Annotated in this window: 18 protein-coding genes; 15 read left to right on the top strand and 3 right to left on the bottom strand. The window is 60.2% G+C overall.

Translation table 11 applies throughout. The features are described from left to right. Positions 1–647 precede the first annotated feature (647 nt). The 9 genes from OXR61_RS14305 (at position 648) to OXR61_RS14265 (ending at position 9,299) form a co-directional block, all read left to right on the top strand. Positions 648–1,253 (top strand): DsrE family protein, encoded by a 606-nt coding sequence (locus OXR61_RS14305; RefSeq protein ID WP_021506593.1) that lies wholly within the window; start codon positions 648–650, stop codon positions 1,251–1,253. Positions 1,254–1,280: 27 nt separating this feature from the next. Then, the gene (locus tag OXR61_RS14300) at positions 1,281–1,889 is read left to right on the top strand and encodes a DsrE family protein (RefSeq protein ID WP_021506594.1); all 609 of its coding nucleotides are present in this window, start codon (positions 1,281–1,283) and stop codon (positions 1,887–1,889) included. Positions 1,890–2,013: 124 nt separating this feature from the next. Then, the gene (locus OXR61_RS14295; RefSeq protein ID WP_021506595.1) at positions 2,014–3,036 is read left to right on the top strand and encodes a substrate-binding domain-containing protein; all 1,023 of its coding nucleotides are present in this window, start codon (positions 2,014–2,016) and stop codon (positions 3,034–3,036) included. Further along, the gene (locus OXR61_RS14290) at positions 3,023–4,045 is read left to right on the top strand and encodes an ABC transporter substrate-binding protein (protein WP_021506596.1); all 1,023 of its coding nucleotides are present in this window, start codon (positions 3,023–3,025) and stop codon (positions 4,043–4,045) included. Before OXR61_RS14295 ends, OXR61_RS14290 begins: the two co-directional genes overlap by 14 nt. Further along, entirely contained in the window at positions 4,045–4,902 is an 858-nt protein-coding gene (locus OXR61_RS14285) for an ABC transporter permease (RefSeq protein ID WP_021506597.1), read from the top strand. Before OXR61_RS14290 ends, OXR61_RS14285 begins: the two co-directional genes overlap by 1 nt. Beyond that, the gene (locus OXR61_RS14280; protein WP_021506598.1) at positions 4,899–5,711 is read left to right on the top strand and encodes an ABC transporter permease subunit; all 813 of its coding nucleotides are present in this window, start codon (positions 4,899–4,901) and stop codon (positions 5,709–5,711) included. Before OXR61_RS14285 ends, OXR61_RS14280 begins: the two co-directional genes overlap by 4 nt. Then, positions 5,708–6,694 (top strand): ABC transporter ATP-binding protein, encoded by a 987-nt coding sequence (locus tag OXR61_RS14275; RefSeq protein WP_021506599.1) that lies wholly within the window; start codon positions 5,708–5,710, stop codon positions 6,692–6,694. The genes OXR61_RS14280 and OXR61_RS14275 overlap by 4 nt, the downstream gene beginning before the upstream one ends. 12 nt (positions 6,695–6,706) lie before the next feature. Then, complete coding sequence (locus tag OXR61_RS14270) at positions 6,707–7,537, top strand: phosphodiesterase (RefSeq protein WP_031279421.1); 831 nt, start codon at positions 6,707–6,709, stop codon at positions 7,535–7,537. Positions 7,538–7,703: 166 nt separating this feature from the next. Further along, positions 7,704–9,299: a sensor domain-containing diguanylate cyclase gene (locus tag OXR61_RS14265; RefSeq protein ID WP_267412341.1), complete on the top strand. Its 1,596-nt coding sequence runs from the start codon at positions 7,704–7,706 to the stop codon at positions 9,297–9,299. Between the two features lie 57 nt (positions 9,300–9,356). Here OXR61_RS14265 and bcp read toward each other — a convergent pair whose 3' ends face one another. Together bcp and OXR61_RS14255 are read right to left on the bottom strand one after the other, a co-directional pair. Further along, positions 9,357–9,824, bottom strand: a complete 468-nt coding sequence (gene bcp, locus OXR61_RS14260; protein WP_021506602.1) for a thioredoxin-dependent thiol peroxidase — start codon at positions 9,822–9,824, stop codon at positions 9,357–9,359. A 142-nt stretch (positions 9,825–9,966) separates the two neighbouring features. Continuing rightward, the gene (locus tag OXR61_RS14255; protein WP_195910929.1) at positions 9,967–10,536 is read right to left on the bottom strand and encodes a glycine cleavage system transcriptional repressor; all 570 of its coding nucleotides are present in this window, start codon (positions 10,534–10,536) and stop codon (positions 9,967–9,969) included. Positions 10,537–10,676: 140 nt separating this feature from the next. Between OXR61_RS14255 and dapA the strand changes: the two genes are divergently transcribed. The 6 genes from dapA to ypfH all read left to right on the top strand — a co-directional run bounded on the left by dapA (position 10,677) and on the right by ypfH (position 17,274). Continuing rightward, positions 10,677–11,555, top strand: a complete 879-nt coding sequence (dapA, locus tag OXR61_RS14250; protein WP_021506604.1) for a 4-hydroxy-tetrahydrodipicolinate synthase — start codon at positions 10,677–10,679, stop codon at positions 11,553–11,555. 14 nt (positions 11,556–11,569) lie between these two features. Further along, positions 11,570–12,601 (top strand): outer membrane protein assembly factor BamC, encoded by a 1,032-nt coding sequence (gene bamC / locus OXR61_RS14245; RefSeq protein ID WP_021506605.1) that lies wholly within the window; start codon positions 11,570–11,572, stop codon positions 12,599–12,601. Between the two features lie 144 nt (positions 12,602–12,745). Continuing rightward, positions 12,746–13,459 carry a phosphoribosylaminoimidazolesuccinocarboxamide synthase gene (gene purC, locus OXR61_RS14240; protein WP_031279423.1) on the top strand — a complete coding sequence of 238 codons (714 nt, stop codon included), beginning with the start codon at positions 12,746–12,748 and terminating at the stop codon, positions 13,457–13,459. Positions 13,460–13,665: 206 nt separating this feature from the next. Beyond that, positions 13,666–14,529 carry a neutral zinc metallopeptidase gene (locus OXR61_RS14235; protein ID WP_021506607.1) on the top strand — a complete coding sequence of 288 codons (864 nt, stop codon included), beginning with the start codon at positions 13,666–13,668 and terminating at the stop codon, positions 14,527–14,529. Further along, entirely contained in the window at positions 14,529–16,505 is a 1,977-nt protein-coding gene (locus OXR61_RS14230) for a GNAT family N-acetyltransferase (RefSeq protein WP_267412340.1), read from the top strand. Before OXR61_RS14235 ends, OXR61_RS14230 begins: the two co-directional genes overlap by 1 nt. A gap of 73 nt (positions 16,506–16,578) precedes the next feature. Continuing rightward, positions 16,579–17,274: an esterase gene (gene ypfH, locus OXR61_RS14225; protein WP_021508041.1), complete on the top strand. Its 696-nt coding sequence runs from the start codon at positions 16,579–16,581 to the stop codon at positions 17,272–17,274. Between the two features lie 67 nt (positions 17,275–17,341). Here ypfH and OXR61_RS14220 read toward each other — a convergent pair whose 3' ends face one another. Next, positions 17,342–17,530, bottom strand: a complete 189-nt coding sequence (locus OXR61_RS14220; RefSeq protein ID WP_021508042.1) for a YpfN family protein — start codon at positions 17,528–17,530, stop codon at positions 17,342–17,344. Positions 17,531–17,546: the final 16 nt, after the last annotated feature.

The following is a 17,546-nucleotide window of genomic DNA, read 5'->3' as shown; positions in this document are numbered from 1 at the left end:
ATGTTCTGTGGCGGCGTTTCCTTTCCTGCCGCGGCTCTATCTTAACCACAGTGGCGACACAAGCAAATGCCGCCGTCACATTGACGTGAAGTGAAAAATGGGCTGTCTCGCGCGAAATTTGTAGCAAAAAATTGAATAGCGGAAAGGCAACGCGACAGGCGTAGCGACAACATGAAATTAAAGTTACGTAAAGTTGCTCAAAATAATTGAATCTGGCATGGAATTTTCCAGGTTTACTCTGAAAAACACGTCTGAAATCCCACGGTTGGCCCGCTTTATCCATCAGTGATTTTTATCGTGATGCTCTGGTCGTGCATCACCAGCCCAGAAATGAATGGTCAGGTTTTGCTCACTGGTCAACTGGCGGCGCGCGATGACAGCATTAACCCACACGATGAGGCGCTGTCATCTGCTGTGCATCCCTTTCCCTGGTGACTGCTGGTTTTTCCGGCCAGCTATTTTTCAACTCGCCTGCACAGCTCAATTAACAGCCTTATTCAATCAGCTGGCGCAATGATTTCTGCTGGCAGCCAAACGCCGGACAGCCCGCCAGTACAGGCGTTTTGCCCGCCGCGCGCTGTGGTATAGATAAAGCACTTTTTCAAACGGACTGTGAATTAACGCGCAGTGCATGCCGGAGAGTTTCTATGCGTTCTGTTGTTTCCTATGCCCTGATTGCCATCGTGGGTGGGATGGTCGGTGCCGCCGTAATCAAAAGCGATGACCTGTATCAGCGTATCGCGGGCCATTTTTCCGCTGAACCTGCCGATCCGGACGGGTTCTGGAGCACGCCGGCGGTCGCGGGCTACGGCAAAATTCATTATGAAGCCGACGCCGCGTTTAAACCGGCGGTGGGGCTGAGCAACAAAGTGGTGTTCCAGCTGACCCGCAATGAAGGCGATATCAAACGGCCTAACCTCGGGCTGGAGCGCGTGGCGCGCGTGGTCAATCTGTACATCGCCGCTGGCGTACCGGCCGAACAGCTGCAGTTTGTGGTGTCGATGACCGGCGATGCCACGCCCGCCACGCTGGATAACGCGCATTTTAAGCAGTTTTACGGCGTCGATAACCCCAACCTCGCGCTGATTGGCGCGCTGAACAAGCTGGGCGTCAAAGTCTCGGTGTGCGATCAGTCGGTGGCGTTCCATCACTATCCGCGCGACTGGATCGACCGGTCGGTGATTCATGCATTATCCAGCCCGACCACGGTGTCGACGCTGGAAAATCAGGGCTATGCCTTTTTACAGATGTAATCGCGTCTTTGGTTAAGGAGAAGTGTCATGCGTCCAGCATCCTATATTGTTATCGCCGCGCTGGCGGGCTTTGTCGGTGGAAATGTGCTGCAGCTGCCGGAACTGGTGGATAAAGTCAGCGGGAAATTCGCTGACCAGAAAACCGAACCGGCGGATTTCTGGAGCACGCCGGCGATTGCCGGTTACGGTAAAATTCACTTTGTTAACACGCCGGATTACAACCCGGCCAACACGCCCGGGCTGAGCAATAAGATTGTGTTTCAGATCAACCGCAGTGAAGGGGATATCCATCAGCCGAACCTCGGCCTTGAGCGCGTGGCACGCGTCACCAACCTCTATTACGCGGCCGGCGTGCCGCTGAATCAGCTCAACTTTGTGGTGTCGATCAACAGCGATGCGGTGCCGGCAGCGCTCAATAACGATCAGTTCCGTAAAGCGTACGGCAGCGATAACCCTAACCTGAAGCTGATTGATGAGCTGAAAAAAGCCGGGGTGAAAGTCACCATTTGCGATCAGTCGGTGGCCTTCCATCAGCTGGAGCGCGACTGGATCGATACCCGCGTCACGCACACGCTCTCCAGCGGCACCACCGTCGCCTCGCTGCAAAACGAAGGTTACGCCTTCCTGATGTTGTAATCCTGCCGGCAGCCGCGCAGGCTGCTGTCATCTTTTCGTCATCCCTTCGCGATGTCACTGTCACAGTTCGCCGTTAGTTTAGGCGCCAATGAGATCGATCTCATCGGCACTTTACGAGGCGAACATGTCCGACTTACTCACGGTGGCAAAGCTGGCAGGCGTTTCACGCGCCACGGCCGCGCGCGCCTTTTCCGATCCCCATCTGCTGCGGCGCGACACGCTGGAGAGAGTGCTGGCGGCGTCGGAGCAGCTCGGCTTTCGTCCTAACCACATCGCGCGCCAGCTGCGCACGCAGCACTCCACCACCTTCGGCGTGCTGCTGCCCTCGCTGCTTAACCCGATCTTCTCCTGCCAGTTACAGGCGATGGAACGCCAGGCGCGCGACGCCGGCTATGGCCTGCTGGTGGCCACCAGCGATTACCAGCCCGAGCGCGAAGCCGCCATCGTGGAACATATGCTGCGCCAGCGCGTGGCGGGCCTGGTCCTGACGGTGGCCGACGCGGATAACAGCGCGGTGCTCAGCACGCTGCAGGCGGCTGGCCTGCCATTTGTGCTGGCGCATAACGTGCCGCAGCACAGCCACTGGCCGGCGGTGTGCGTGGATAACCGCCAGGCGATGCGCGAAGCCACCGCACAGCTGCTGGCGCTTGGTCATCGCCGCATTGCCATGGTCGCCGGACCGATGCTGCAGTCAGACCGTGCGCGCCTGCGCTATCAGGGCTATTGCGATGCCATGCAGCACGCGGGCCTGACGGCGCTGCCGGTGATTGAGATGGCCAGCCACACCCAATCCGACTTTACGCTGCTGGCCCCGATGCTCGGCGGTGCCACCCCGCTCAGCGCCGTAATCTGCACTAACGACCTGCTGGCCATCAGCCTGATTGGCGCGGCGGCGCGCGCGGGCGTGCCTGTGCCACAGCAGCTCGCGGTGATGGGCTTTGACGGGATTGCGATGGGGGCACAAATGGCCCCGTCGCTGGCCAGCGTAGCGCAGCCCGCCGAACGGCTCGGCGCCTGCGCCATCGATATGTTGTTGCATAACGTCAGCCGCGGCACCCGCGTGCTGCCACATCAGTTGCGGAGCGGTGAGAGTGTTGCTGCCCCCGCGTTTATTGCCACCACCAGGGAACCTCATGATGCTGCATAAAAAAGTAAAAATTTACGCCGGCGCCATCGCGCTCAGCGCCAGCGCGTTGTTTACCAGCCTGACGCAGGCGGCGGAAACCGCCATCTGTTACAACTGTCCGCCCGAGTGGGCCGACTGGGGCACTCAGCTCAAAGCGATTGCCAGAGACACCGGCATTCAGGTGCCGCAGGACAACAAAAACTCCGGCCAGGCGCTGGCGCAGCTGGTGGCGGAGCAGGGCAATCCGGTGGCCGACGTGGTCTATTACGGCGTCAGCTTCGGCATTCAGGCCGACAGCGCCGGCGTGGTCGCCAGTTACAAACCGGCGCACTGGGATGACATTCCTGCCGGCATGAAAGACAGCAACGGCAAATGGGTGGCGCTGCACTCGGGCACCATGGGCTTTATGGTCAACGTCGATGCGCTGGGCGGCGCGCCGGTGCCGCAATCCTGGGACGACCTGCTGAAGCCGGAATACAAAGGCATGATTGGTTATCTCGATCCGGCCAGCGCCTTTGTCGGTTACGTGGCGGCCGTGGCAGTCAACCAGGCGAAGGGCGGCAACATGCAGGACTTCACGCCGGCGCTGAACTGGTTCAAAAAGCTGCAGGCGAATCAGCCTATCGTGCCTAAGCAGACCGCGTATGCGCGCCTGATTTCCGGCGAGATTCCGATTCTGCTCGACTATGACTTCAATGCTTACCGCGCCCGCTACAAAGATCACGCTAACGTCGCCTTTGTTATTCCCAAAGAGGGCACGGTAACGGTGCCGTACGTCATCAGCCTGGTGAAGAATGCACCGCACGCGGCAAACGGCAAAAAAGTGATCGACTATGCGCTGTCGGACAAAGGGCAGGCCATCTGGGCCAGCGCGTTCCTGCGCCCGGTGCGCACCGGCGCCATGAGCGCAGAAGCGAAGAAATATTTCCTGCCGGACAGCGACTATGCGCGTGCGCACACCGTTGACTATCAGCAGATGGCGGCAGCGCAGAAAGCCTTCTCGGCGCGCTATCTGAGTGAGATTCGCTGATGGCGATGACCGACACCCTGGCGGCTTCGTGCCGCCGGACACCGCGCCTGGCCGGCAGCCGCTGGTTATGGCTGACACTGCCGGCGCTGCTGTTCTTCTGCGCCTTCTGGCTGCTGCCGTTTGTCCGGCTGCTGCAGATGGCGATGCAGGACGATCGCAGCACCCGGCACAGCGGCTACTGGACGGTACTGACGCAGCCACACTATCTGCTCAGCCTGCTGAATACCGTGCTGCTGTCGCTCGCCGTCACGCTGGTGACGCTGGCCATCGCCGCGACAGTCGGCTGCTTTCTGGCACGCCAGCGCTTTAGCGGACGCAGCACGCTGCTGGCGCTGCTGACGTTTCCGCTGGCCTTTCCGGGCGTGGTGGTGGGATTTCTGGTGGTGATGCTGGCGGGCCGTCAGGGACTGCTGGCGCAAATCAGCCTGGCGCTGTTCCACGAGCGCTGGATGCTGGCCTATTCGTTTACCGGCCTGTTTATTGGCTATCTCTATTTTTCACTGCCGCGCGCCATCATCACGCTGGTGGCGGCGAGTGAAAAACTCGACCGCTCTCTTGAAGAGGCAGCGCGTTCGCTGGGTGCCAGTCAGTGGCGCATCACCTGGGATGTGATTGTGCCGGGGCTGCAGCCGGCGCTGCTCTCCACCGGCGCGCTCTGTTTTGCCACCAGCATGGGTGCCTTCGGTACCGCGTTTACCCTGGGCACCGATCTGGCGGTGCTGCCGCTGACCATTTATGGCGAATTCACCAACTACGCCAATTTCGCCACCGCCGCCGCACTGTCGGTGGTGATGGGCGGCGTCGCCTGGCTGGCACTGATGCTGGCGCGCCGACTGGCTCACCAGGAGGTGACATGAGACGTCGCGGCCTGTTCAGCCTGCAACTGCTGGTCACCGTGCTCACCGCGCTGTTCATGATCGTGCCGGTGGTGCTGTCGATGCTGGCCGGCGTGACCAACAACTACTTTACCGGCCTGCGCAGCGGCCTGACGCTGAAGTGGGTGACCCAGGTGTGGCAGCTTTACGCCGACACCTTCTGGCTGTCGCTGCTGATTGCGCTGGCCTGCCTGCTGATCACGCTGCTGATCGGCGTGCCGGCAGCGTGGGGATTGTTAAAAGCGCCGCGGCGCTGGGCGGCGCGCATCGAAGAGTGCCTGATGCTGCCGGTCGCGCTGCCGGGCCTCGCCACCGCGCTGGGCATCATCCTGCTGTACGGCCAGTTCTCCGGCCTGCGCGATAGCTGGCTGTTCATTCTCATCGGTCACGTGCTGTTTACCTTGCCGTTTATGCTGCGCCCGGTGCTGGCGGTAATGCAGGCGGTGGAGATGCCGCGGCTGGAAGAGGCGGCGGCCAGTCTCGGTGCCAGCCTGTGGCAACGCTTTTTTACCGTGGTGGTGCCCAACTGTCGCAACGGCATTCTCGCCGGGGCGTTTATGGTGATCACCCTGTCGGTGGGTGAGTTCAACATCACCTGGATGCTGCATACGCCGCTGACAAAAACGCTGCCGGTGGGGCTGGCAGACAGCTATGCCTCAATGCGACTGGAAGTGGGCTCGGCCTACACGCTGATCTTTATTTTGCTGATTCTGCCGCTGCTGCTGATGCTCAACGCGGTCAATCACTGGCTCAACCGTACGCTCACGCGTGCTAATAAGGAGGCGGCATGAACCCTGCGGCCGTAACCGTTACGCTGCGCCAGTGTGCGCGGCACTTTAATCACCAGCTGGCGCTGCAGCCGCTCGATCTGACGGTGCAGCCTGGCGAAACCCTGGTGCTGCTCGGTCCGTCCGGCTGTGGCAAAACCACCACGCTGCGCATCATCAGTGGCCTGGAGCGCTGTGACGACGGCGGCGAAGTGTGGTTTGACGATCGTAACGTGACAGCGCTGCCGATCGAGAAACGCAACGTGGGCATGGTGTTCCAGAACTACGCGCTGTTTCCTCATCTCAACGTGGCGCAGAACGTCGCCTACGGCCTGAAAGTGCAGGGCGTGGCGCGCGCCGAACGCGACGCGCGCGTGCAGGAGATGCTGGCCCTGGTGGATCTCAGCGCGCTGGCGCAGCGCAGCATCGACAAGCTGTCGGGCGGTCAAAAGCAGCGCGTAGCGCTGGCTCGTGCGCTGGCGGCGCGTCCGAAGGTGCTGCTGTTTGATGAGCCGCTGGCGGCGCTGGATGCGCGCCTGCGCGACCGGCTGCGGCTGGAGATTGGCGCGCTGCTGAAACAGCTGGCGATCACCGCCGTCTACGTCACGCACGATCAGCAGGAAGCGATGGCGCTGGGCGATCGCATTGCGGTGATGGAGCAGGGACGTCTGGTGCAGATCGATACGCCGCAAAATATTTACCAGCGCCCGGCGTCACAGTTTGTCGCGGATTTTGTCGGCGCGATTAACTGTGTCGGGGTCGATGCGCGTGGCAATCCGCAGCATTTCTGCCGCCCGGAGGATGTGCTGCTGGCGGCGGACCAGCGCTACGCACGCCCCGGTTTCATCCTCGGCACCACCTTTCTCGGCGCAGCGCAGCGGCTGAGTATTGATATCGGGCTGGCGGCGCCGATCCAGGTTGATCGCCACGCGCGCGAAGCCTGGCACGCCGGCCAGCCGGTAAGCTGGACGCTGGCGCAGGATGCCGCGCTGCACTTTTCTGCCTGATAAGGAGCTGTTGTGACTGACGCAATGACGCTGATTGCGCAAATCAGCGATTTACACATCAAGGCCCATGGCCGTCTCTCCTATAAAAAAGTGGATACGCACGCTGCGCTGCTGCGGGTGATCGACACGCTGAATCAGCTGGTGCCGCGACCGGATACGGTGGTGATTACCGGCGACCTGGTGGATTTTGGCACTGCGGAAGAGTACCAGACGCTGCGCGAGGCGCTGCGCCATCTGCAGCTGCCGTTCCTGCTGATGCCGGGCAATCACGACGATCGCCAGCAACTGCGCGCCGCGTTTCCTGAGCATCATTACCTGCAGCACGGCGAAACGCTCAACTGGCAGATGCGTGTGAATCATCTGCAACTGCTGGCGCTCGACTCCAGCGTACCGCATCAGCCGTGGGGCTACGTCGATGACGCACAGCTGCAATGGCTGGCAGAGCAGCTGGCGCGTGAGCCTGATTTGCCGACGCTGGTGCTGCTGCATCATCCGCCGTTCCTGAGCGGCATTGGCCATATGGATCGGCAGCCGCTGCGCAATCCGGCGGCGCTGGCTGCCATCGTTGGTCAGCATCCCCAGGTGGAACGGGTGTTGAGCGGTCACCTGCACCGCTCGGTGCAGGCGCGTTTTGCCGGCACGCTGGCCTGCGTGGCGCCCGGTGTGTCGCATCAGGTGGCACTGGATTTGCGTGACCACGGTCCGGCGAACTTTGTGCTGGAACCGCCCGGTTTTCTGCTGCATCGCTGGCAGCCGCAGCAGGGGATGACTACGCATCTGTGCGCGATCGGCGATTATCCAGGACCGTGGCCGTTTTACGATGCGCAGGGTTTAATTGATTAGCACCAGTAATAGCACAATAAAAAAGCGTTCCTGAGGGTCTGCGTCGTAGTCAATTTGGCTCAGAGGTGTACAATTGTCTGTTACCTCACCAGGGTAAACACCTCCAATTATAACAAGATAGTCAGGCACGCTAACTTATGAAGCTACTCACCAGGGCGGTTGCGCCATGTTAACGCGCATCCGGCCAAAAACTGATCTGCGCACGCTGATTGCGCTGCTGGCGATCACCAGTATTGTCATCACACTGGCTAATACGCTGTACGCCACCTGGCGCGTACAGCGTATGGTGCTGATCGAAAGCACTCTTGAAGCCAATCGCGCTTACGCCACCAAGCTGGCGGCCACCACCGAAGTGTTTTTCCAGCTGGCGCAGTCGCAGCTGCACTACAGCGCCAATCAGCTGGGTAAAGATTTCGACAATCCCGAACTGCTGCAGCAGGAAGTGAACCGACTGCGCGAACAGACCAGCAGTTTTAACTCGGTGGCGATTGTCGACAGCAACGGCGTGATTAAAGCCATTTCGCCGGAATCGCTGATGCTGAAAGGCATGCAGCTCACCAGCCAGTCTTCGCGCGAAGCGCTGGCGCAGCGCCAGCCGATGGTCAGCCGGCCCACCATTTCTGCCACCAATAACCTGCTGGTGTTTGTTTCCTGGCCGGTATGGAGCACCGATGGGCGCTATCTTGGCTACGTCGGCGGCACTATTTATCTGAAGAAAAAGAGCATTCTTAACGTGCTGCTCGGCGAGCAGTACTATCGTAACGGCACCCATGTTTACGTGCTGGATCGCGAAAACCGCGTGCTGTATCACCAGAACAATCAGCTGATTGGCAAAAACGTGCCGGGCATCGTCAGCGATCGTCAGCGCCAGGAGCACAGCAATGGCGAAGTTCAGCTGACGGAAGAGGGTACGGCGAAGCTGGCGGGCTACGCTGTGGTGCCCACCACCGGCTGGATGGTGGTGGCGCTCAAGCCGACAAACGTCACGCTGGCGCCGCTCTCCGGGCTGCTGCTCCAGGTGCTGAAGAATTCGGTGCCGTTTGCGCTACTGACGCTGCTGGTGGCGGTGATTCTGGCCCGGCTGATTGCCTTGCCGCTGTGGCAGCTGGCGCGCAAAGCCAGCCAGATGGATACCCAGGGCGTTTCCGGGGAAATTGGCGTGATCCGCGCCTGGTACTTTGAAGCGGCGCAGGTGAAGCGCGCGCTGCTCACCGGCATTGGTCTGGTGCAGGATAAAATCGGCCGGCTTAAGTCAGAGGTGCAGAGCGATCCCATGACCAGCCTGCTCAATCGCCGCGGCCTGAGCGCGGTGCTCGACTATTTCGATACCATGCAGCAGCCGTTTGCCGTGCTGGCGCTGGATATTGACCATTTCAAGCGGGTGAATGATAACTTCGGGCATGATGTTGGCGACGAGGTGATCAAACAGGTGGCGCGCACGCTGCGCCAGAGCGCGCGTCAGACCGACGTGGTGTGCCGGAACGGCGGCGAAGAGTTTCTGATGCTGCTTCCCGCCACCGCCCCTGATGAAGCGCGGGTGATTGCGGAGCGCGTGCGCACCAGCATTGCCGGCGGCTGGATTGATCCGGTCGGGCAGATCACGATTTCGATTGGTATCGCCAGCTGGCAGCCGACGCACGGCAGTCAGGAGCAGATTCTGAAGCAGGCCGATGATGCGCTATATCAGGCGAAAAACGCCGGACGTAACTGCGTGGTGATTGCCGGGCAGGAAGCGCTGGCCAGCACGGTTTCGCGCTATTAATCGCGCAGCGTCACAGCAGGATAAAAAAACGGGTGCCTGGCGGGCACCCGTTGGTAATCAGGCTGATTTCAGGTAATCGAGCACGATATCGTGGTGGTTCGAGGTTTTAAAATCGTCGAACACCTTCTCCACTTTGCCATCGCCGCCAATCAGGAAGCTGATGCGGTGAATGCCGTCGTAGGTTTTCCCCATAAAGGTTTTCTCACCCCAGACGCCAAACTGCTCGCAAACCTGATGATCTTCATCCGACAGCAGGGTGAAGTTGAGTAGTTCTTTCTCGACAAAGCGAGACAGTTTTTCCGGCTTGTCGGTGCTGATGCCCAGCACTTCCACGCCCGCCTTCTTTAAATCATCCATGTTATCGCGCAGACCACAGGCCTGCGTGGTGCAGCCCGGCGTCATGGCTTTCGGGTAGAAATAGACCAGAACGCGCTGTCCCTGGAAGTCGGCCAAATTTACTTGTTCGCCATCCTGATCGGGCAAGCTAAATTTCGGTGCGGTGTCACCGGCTTTCAGTGGATTCATCACAACTCTCCATTTTTTTCTTCATGCTGTGGGTAATACACCATCAGCGGCAAAAGCGCCAGGTGGAGTTTACCTCAGGGTTATTTCACTACACGGTATGCCGGCGCGGCAGAGTGTGTGGCGGAATAACCCGGAGCCTGATTCAGACGGCGCTGTGCGCGTCGTCGGTGACACTATAGAGGCGAATTGAACCTTGTGCATGCAGTTCTTCGCACAGCCGATGGAAAGCCTGCTCAAACGGTGCGCTGGCATGATTCGCCGGGCTGTGCGCGGTCATCTGAATATAGAGCACCGGCGGCGCGTCGTCCTGGGCGGGCGTAATGCGCGACACCAGCTCGGCGATGTTCATCTGATGTTTATCGAACAGATCGGTGAAGCGTTCGATGATATGCGGTGAGTCCGGCACTTCCACCTGTACCCAGACGGTGGCGGGCATCGGCGGCGTCACGCGCGCATTGGTGCGCTTCATCACGATCAGCAGCTCTAGCTCGGCACCCTTCATCGGCAGGGTCGATTCAATCAGGGTAATGGCGTTCCAGCTGCCGGAGAGCAGCATAATAAAGGTGAACTCGTCGCCCAGCATCGCCAGGCGGCTGTCTTCAATGTTGCAACCGCAGCTGCTGACGTGGCGGGTAATAGTATTGACGATACCCGGACGATCAACGCCCAGAGCGGTGATCACCAGATGGTGCGGCTGTGACTGCGGCAAAATGGCGTTTCCTGTACGTTCGCTAATAACCATAAGGTAAACATAAAAAAAACTGCTGACAAGCGCGGTAATGGCGTGGCTCGCTTGCTTTTCTTTCGGCGGAAAACGTAACATGAGGCACTTGTTTGTCGAGGGGATAGCCCATGTTCACCGGAAGTATTGTTGCGCTCATTACGCCTTTGAATGAAAAAGGTGATGTCTGCCGCGCAAGTCTGAAAAAACTGATTGATTATCATGTCGCCAGCGGTACGGCGGCGATTGTTTCTGTTGGCACCACCGGCGAATCCGCGACCCTCAGCCATGAAGAGCATGGCGATGTGGTGATGCAAACCCTGGAGCTGGCCGATGGCCGCATTCCCGTGATTGCCGGGACCGGCGCGAATGCCACCGCCGAAGGGATCTCTCTGACAAAACGCTTTACCGGCACCGGCGTAGTCGGCTGCCTCACCGTGACCCCGTACTACAACCGTCCGACGCAGGAAGGTCTGTACCAGCACTTCAAAGCGATCGCCGAAAGCACCGATCTGCCACAGATGCTGTATAACGTCCCGTCACGTACCGGCTGTGACATGCTGCCGGAAACCGTTGCCCGCCTGGCTGAAATCAAAAATATTATCGGAATCAAAGAGGCCACCGGGAACTTATCGCGTATTTCGCAGATCCAACAGCTGGTTGGAGATGAGTTCATTATTGTCAGCGGTGATGACGCGACAGCGCTGGACTCCATGCAACTGGGCGGCAAAGGCGTTATTTCGGTCACGGCTAACATTGCAGCACGTGAAATGGTTGAACTCTGTGCGCTGGCACAAGAGGGCAAATTTGCCGAAGCGCGTCGCCTGAATCAGCGTCTGATGCACCTGCACCAGACGCTTTTCTGTGAACCGAATCCTATCCCGGTGAAATGGGCCGCGAAACAGCTAGGATTAATCGCCGATGACACGCTGCGCTTGCCGATGACGCCGCTGACCGAAGCCGGTCAGGCGAAAACCGCGCAGGCGCTGATCCAGGCGGGTCTGCGATAATTTAGGGAGAATCAATGAGTTATTCAGTTAAGCGCTCGACGCTGGCAACCGTGGTGGGCCTGTCCACCCTGATGCTGCTAACAGCTTGTTCCAGCGATCAGCGTTATAAGCGCCAGGTCAGCGGTGATGAATCTTACCTGCAGGCGCCTGAACTGCATGATTTAAAAGCCCCGGCGGGCATGATTCTGCCGCTGCAGAATGGTGATTACGATGTGCCGCACAGCGTGGCGAAAGGCGCGCTGGGTAAAGAGCTCGACATCCGTCCACCGGCGCAGCCGCTGGCGCTGATGAACGGCACCCGCGCGCAGTTCACCGGTAACACCGGCGTGCTGGCGGTTGACAGCAGCCGTGGCTCCATCTGGTCGCAGGTGGTGAACGTGGTGCAGTCATACAAATTCCCGGTTGCCCAGCGTGATGATGCGGCGCAGCAGCTCACCACCGATTGGGTGCAGTGGAACCGTGCTGACGAAGATAACCAGTATCGCGGCCGTTACCAGATCAGCGTGCAGAACCAGGGCTATCAGCAGGTGCTGACCGTACGTCTGCTGGAACTGCAGCAGCAGGGCCAGACGGTCACCACGCCGGTCCAGGTTCAGCGCTATACCGGTCAGATGCTGAATGACATCAGCACCGGCCTGGATAAGATCGATACCGCCAGCCAGGATGCGGCTGCCGGACGTGCCAGCGGACAGATTGATGTCCAGAGCGGCGCGGACGACACCGGCCTGCCACTGCTGGTGCTGCGCTCACCGTTTAACGTCACCTGGCAGCGTCTGCCGGCGGCGCTGAAGCGTATGGGCATGGAAGTTACCGATGACAACCGCTCGCAAGGCAGTCTGAAAGTGACCTACAAGCAGCCGGGCAGCAGCGCGTTTGACGCCATCGGCGCGAAAGATCCGGAACTGCCAAACGGCGACTACAAGTTGCAGGTGGGCGATCTCGATAACCGCAGCAGCCTGCAGTTCATCGATCCGAAAGGACACGTACTCACCCAGGCGCAGAATGATGCGCTGGTGGCGGTCCTGCAGGGCGCACTGAACAAATAAATGCAATAAAGGCCGGAGATTCTCCGGCCTTTTTGTTTTGGTTTTGGCATAATAGCGCCCGGCGAGGTAAACGATTGCGTCAGGCAGTCATCGCGCGGTGAAACACCGCTGAACACGGGTTCTTTCATGTTTGGAGTTAACAAGATGCAAAAGCGAGCTGAGTTGTATCGCGGTAAAGCGAAAACCGTATACAGCACCGACAATCCGGATCTGCTGGTACTTGAATTCCGCAACGATACGTCAGCAGGAGACGGTGCACGAATCGAGCAGTTTGATCGTAAAGGCATGGTGAACAACAAGTTCAACCATTTCATCATGACCAAACTGCAGGAAGCGGGCATTCCGACCCAGATGGAAGCGCTGCTTTCTGATAACGAAGCGCTGGTGAAAAAGCTGGAGATGGTGCCGGTAGAGTGCGTGGTGCGCAACCGGGCGGCCGGATCGCTGGTGAAACGTCTGGGCGTGGAAGAGGGCATGCTGCTCAATCCACCGCTGTTTGATCTCTTCCTGAAAGATGACGCCAAACACGACCCGATGGTCAACGAATCGTACTGCGAAACCTTTGGCTGGGTGAGCAAGGCCAACCTGGCGCGCATGCAGGAGCTGACCTTCAAAGCCAACGAAGTGCTGAGCAAACTGTTTGATGATGCCGGCCTGATTCTGGTGGACTTCAAGCTGGAGTTCGGTCTGTTCAAAGGTGAAGTGACGCTGGGCGACGAATTCTCGCCAGACGGCGCGCGTCTGTGGGACAAAGAGACCATGGACAAGATGGATAAAGACCGTTTCCGTCAGAGCCTCGGCGGCCTGATCGAAGCGTACGAAGAAGTGGCACACCGTCTGGGTGTCAAACTGGACTAAGCTTCTGCCGGTGTGCGTCACGGTATAACAGACGCAAACCTTTCAGCGCATGAAGGTCGCCCTGGCTGGCGGCCTTTTTTATTGTCTGTTTACGGCCTTCACGCTGCACTCTGCGCGCAATCTCGCTCCGCTGGCATCGCATTGCTGGTACTAACCTCTGCCGCCAACTAAAATCATGCAAAAGTCATTGATAACAGGAGCAGGCCATGCGCTGGCAAGGGCGTCGTGAAAGCGACAATGTGGAAGATCGTCGCGGCGATTCGCCGGGTTTTAGTTCTGGCGGACGCCAGATTCGTCTGCCGCGCGGCAAGGGCGGCATTATTCTGCTGATTGTGGTCGCGGTCGCTGGCTATTACGGCTACGACCTCACCGCGCTGCTGGAAGGCGGCGCGCCGGTGTCGCAGCAGCAGCAGCGTCAGGTCAATTCGGCGCAGGATAACGAGGCGGCCAAATTCACCTCGGTGATCCTCGCCACCACCGAAGATACCTGGGGCAAACTGTTCCAGCAGATGGGCAAACAATACGCGCCGCCAAAGCTGGTGATGTATCGCGGTGCGACGCGCACTAACTGCGGCACCGGCCAGTCGGCAATGGGGCCGTTCTACTGCCCGGCCGATCAGACGGTATATATCGATCTCTCTTTCTATGACGACATGAAAACCAAACTCGGAGCCGGGGGGGATTTTGCCCAGGGTTACGTCATCGCCCACGAAGTAGGGCATCACGTGCAGAAACTGCTGGGTATCGAACCGAAAGTGCGCCAGATGCAGCAGGGCGCCACGCAGGCGCAGGTGAACCAGCTGTCGGTGAAGATGGAGCTGCAGGCGGACTGCTTTGCTGGCGTCTGGGGTCACTATATGCAGCAGGAGAACATTCTTGAGGTGGGCGATTTACAGGAAGCGCTGAACGCCGCCGAGGCGATTGGCGACGATCGTCTGCAGCAGCAAAGTCAGGGGCGCGTAGTGCCGGACAGCTTCACTCACGGCACCTCACAGCAGCGCTACACCTGGTTCAAACGCGGTTTTGACAGCGGCAATCCGGGCCAGTGCAATACCTTCGCCAGTAACTGATGTTGCACGCTGAACTGACGGCGGCGATGCAGCAAGCCGGTATCCGCCGTCTGTGCGTAATAGCCGGTGAAGCTGGCTGGGCGCGCCATGAGGCGGCCACATGGCAGGCCGCACTGCCCGGTGACTGGTTAACGGTCAGCGACAGCGATGACTTCCCGCAGCGCGTCGCGCCTGCGGCGCTGCGTACCCTGCTGGGCCGGGAATTCCGGCATGCCATTTTCGATGCGCGCCACGGCTTTCATGCGGAAGCGTTCGCTGCGCTGGCCGGGACGCTGCGGGCCGGCAGCTGGCTGCTGTTACTGACGCCAGACTGGAACGCCTGGCCGGCGCAACCCGATCGCGACAGCCTGCGCTGGGCCGATGTCGACCAGCCCATCGCCACGCCGCATTTCATCCACCATCTGCAACAGCATATCCTGCAGGATGCGCAGGTGATGCTGCTGCGTCAGCACCAGACGCCGCGCCTGCCGGCACCGCAGTCCTTCGCGCCGTGGCAGTGTCGCGCCCCCGAGCAGCAGGCGCAGATTGTCCGTCAGCTGTGCGCCATGCCGCCCGGTGTCGCGGTGATCATCGCCCCGCGCGGTCGCGGCAAATCGGCACTGGCGGGGATGCTGGCGCGCCAGACGCAAAGCGCGCTGGTGACGGCGCCGGCCAAAGCCGCGACGGAGGTGCTGGCGCAGTTCGCCGCTGAGCAGTTTAGCTTTATGGCCCCGGATGCGATTCTCGCTCAGCCGCAGGAGGCTCAGCCGCTGGCAGAATGGCTGATTGTGGATGAGGCCGCGGCGATCCCCGCGCCGCTGTTACAGCAGCTGGTGCAGCATTTTCCACGCGTTCTGCTGACCACCACGGTGCAGGGCTACGAAGGTACTGGGCGCGGTTTCATGCTGCGCTTTTGCGCCACGCTGCCGCAGGTGCGCTATTTCCAGCTGGATGAGCCGCTGCGCTGGTCGGCGCAGGATCCGCTGGAGCAGTGGCTGAGTGCGGCGCTGCTGTTTGCTGAGGCCGAAGCCTGCGACGCACCCGCGCAGACAGCGATTTTTGCCGCTACGCCCACGCAGCACGCCGACGCCTTACAGGCCGGCTATCGTCTGCTGGCGAGCGCCCACTATCGCACCTCGCCACTCGATCTGCGACGTATGCTGGATGCGCCCGGCATGCATTTCTGGCTGGCCGGGCAGCCGCAGCAGGTCACCGGCGCGCTGTGGCTGGTGGAAGAGGGCGGACTGGATGCCGCGCTGGCGCAGGCGGTGTGGGCCGGCTTACGTCGTCCGCGCGGCAATCTGGTGGCGCAGTCATTAGCGGCACATGCCGGTTTTACTGAAGCGGCGACGTTACGTTCGCTGCGCATCAGCCGCATCGCCGTGCAGGCCGCGCAGCGCCAGCGCGGCATCGGTCGCGCGCTGGTGGCGACGGCGCGGCAGCAGGCGCAGGGCGCGGACTATCTGTCGGTGAGCTTTGGCTACACCGCAGCGCTGTGGCAGTTCTGGCGCGCCTGCGGCTTTACGCTGGTGCGTATCGGTTCACAGCGCGAAGCCAGCAGCGGTTGCTATGCGGCGATGGCGATTTGTGCGCTGACGCCTGCCGGTGAAGCCCTGCAGCAGCGCGCCGCGCAGCGTCTGGCGCGCGACTGGCCGTGGCTGCAAAAGCTGATCGCGGTGCCGCTGACCCTGTCGTCCACCGACCATCAATCTCTCAGCGCCGACGACTGGCCGCTGCTGGCCGCGTTTGCCTGGGCGCAGCGGCCGTTTGAAGCCAGCTATCCGGTGCTGCAGCGGCTGGCTGGTGTCGCATCGCCACCCTTGCTGTGTGCCATACTGCAACAAAAAAAAACGCTGAGTGAAGCGGCACGGCTGGCCGGTGTGAGCGGGCGTAAAGCGCTGATGCTCAGGCTGCGCGCGGAGGCGGCTGACGCACTCACCACGCTGGATGCCGCCACCGCGCAGCACTGGCAGCAGCGCCTCGGCACATTGCAATAAATCCATTATCTCGTTCAAATTTTCCCAATATCACTTTGCCGTCAGCGGCGTATAGTGATTTGAGGAGGACGTTATGGCACTACGATATGTAATTGTTCAGCAACCGGATAACGCCGCGCAGCTGTTTCTGCTGTATCACGGCGTGAACGACAACCCCGATTCGATGGCGCAGATTGGCAGCTGGTTCGCGCAGGCGTTTCCGCAGGCGCAGGTGGTGTCAGTGGGCGCACCTTATCCGGCCAGCGCGCCGCAGGGCCGCCAGTGGTATGCCGAGATACCGGAACACGACCGCTCGCAGCAGCAGGGCGTGGATGCGGTGATGCCGTCCTTTGTCGAGTCGGTGCGTCACTGGCAGCAGCAGAGCGGCGTGCGGCCGGAAGCCACCGCGCTGGTCGGTTTTTCGCAGGGCGGCACCATGGTGCTGGAAGGCGTAAAAGCCCAGCCGGATCTGGCGGGACGCGTGGTGGCCTTTAGCGGCCGCTACGTCACGCTGCCGGAGCAGGCCAGCACGCGCAACACTATCCACCTGATTCACGGCGATTATGACGAGCAGGTGCCGATGCAGCATGCGGAAGCGGCGATGCAGCGCTTAACCGCGCTGGGCGGCGATGTGACGCTGGATATCGTTGACGACCTGCCGCACGCAATTGATGAACGCAGCATGCAGCTGGCACTGAATCACCTGCGCTACACCGTGCCGCGCCGCTATTTCGATGAGGCGCTGAGCGGGGCGAAGCCGGGCGACGACGATGTGGTGATGATGGTGTGAGACCGGCGCGCCATAAAACAAAGGTCGCCGTGCAGGGCGACCTTATACGCTAAACGATCAGCGGCGACTACTTCTTCTTCGGCCAGTCGTCGTCATCGTCCCACTTATCGTTGAAATCGCGATGCGGTGGCAGATCCGGTTTGTTATCCATATATTTTTTATGATCGATGCGCTTCAGGTCTTTGTAGACGTTCATCAGCACGCCCACCATCAGCAGAATCACAATCACCCACCAGTACTCTTTTAACCATTCCATGAGGTTTCTCCTTCAA

The organism is Pantoea sp. GM_Pan_4 (assembly GCF_026541005.1).
GTDB lineage: Bacteria > Pseudomonadota > Gammaproteobacteria > Enterobacterales > Enterobacteriaceae > Pantoea > Pantoea dispersa.
Note: the sequence above shows the minus strand (reverse complement) of the source record. Positions and strands in the feature narration are given on the sequence as shown.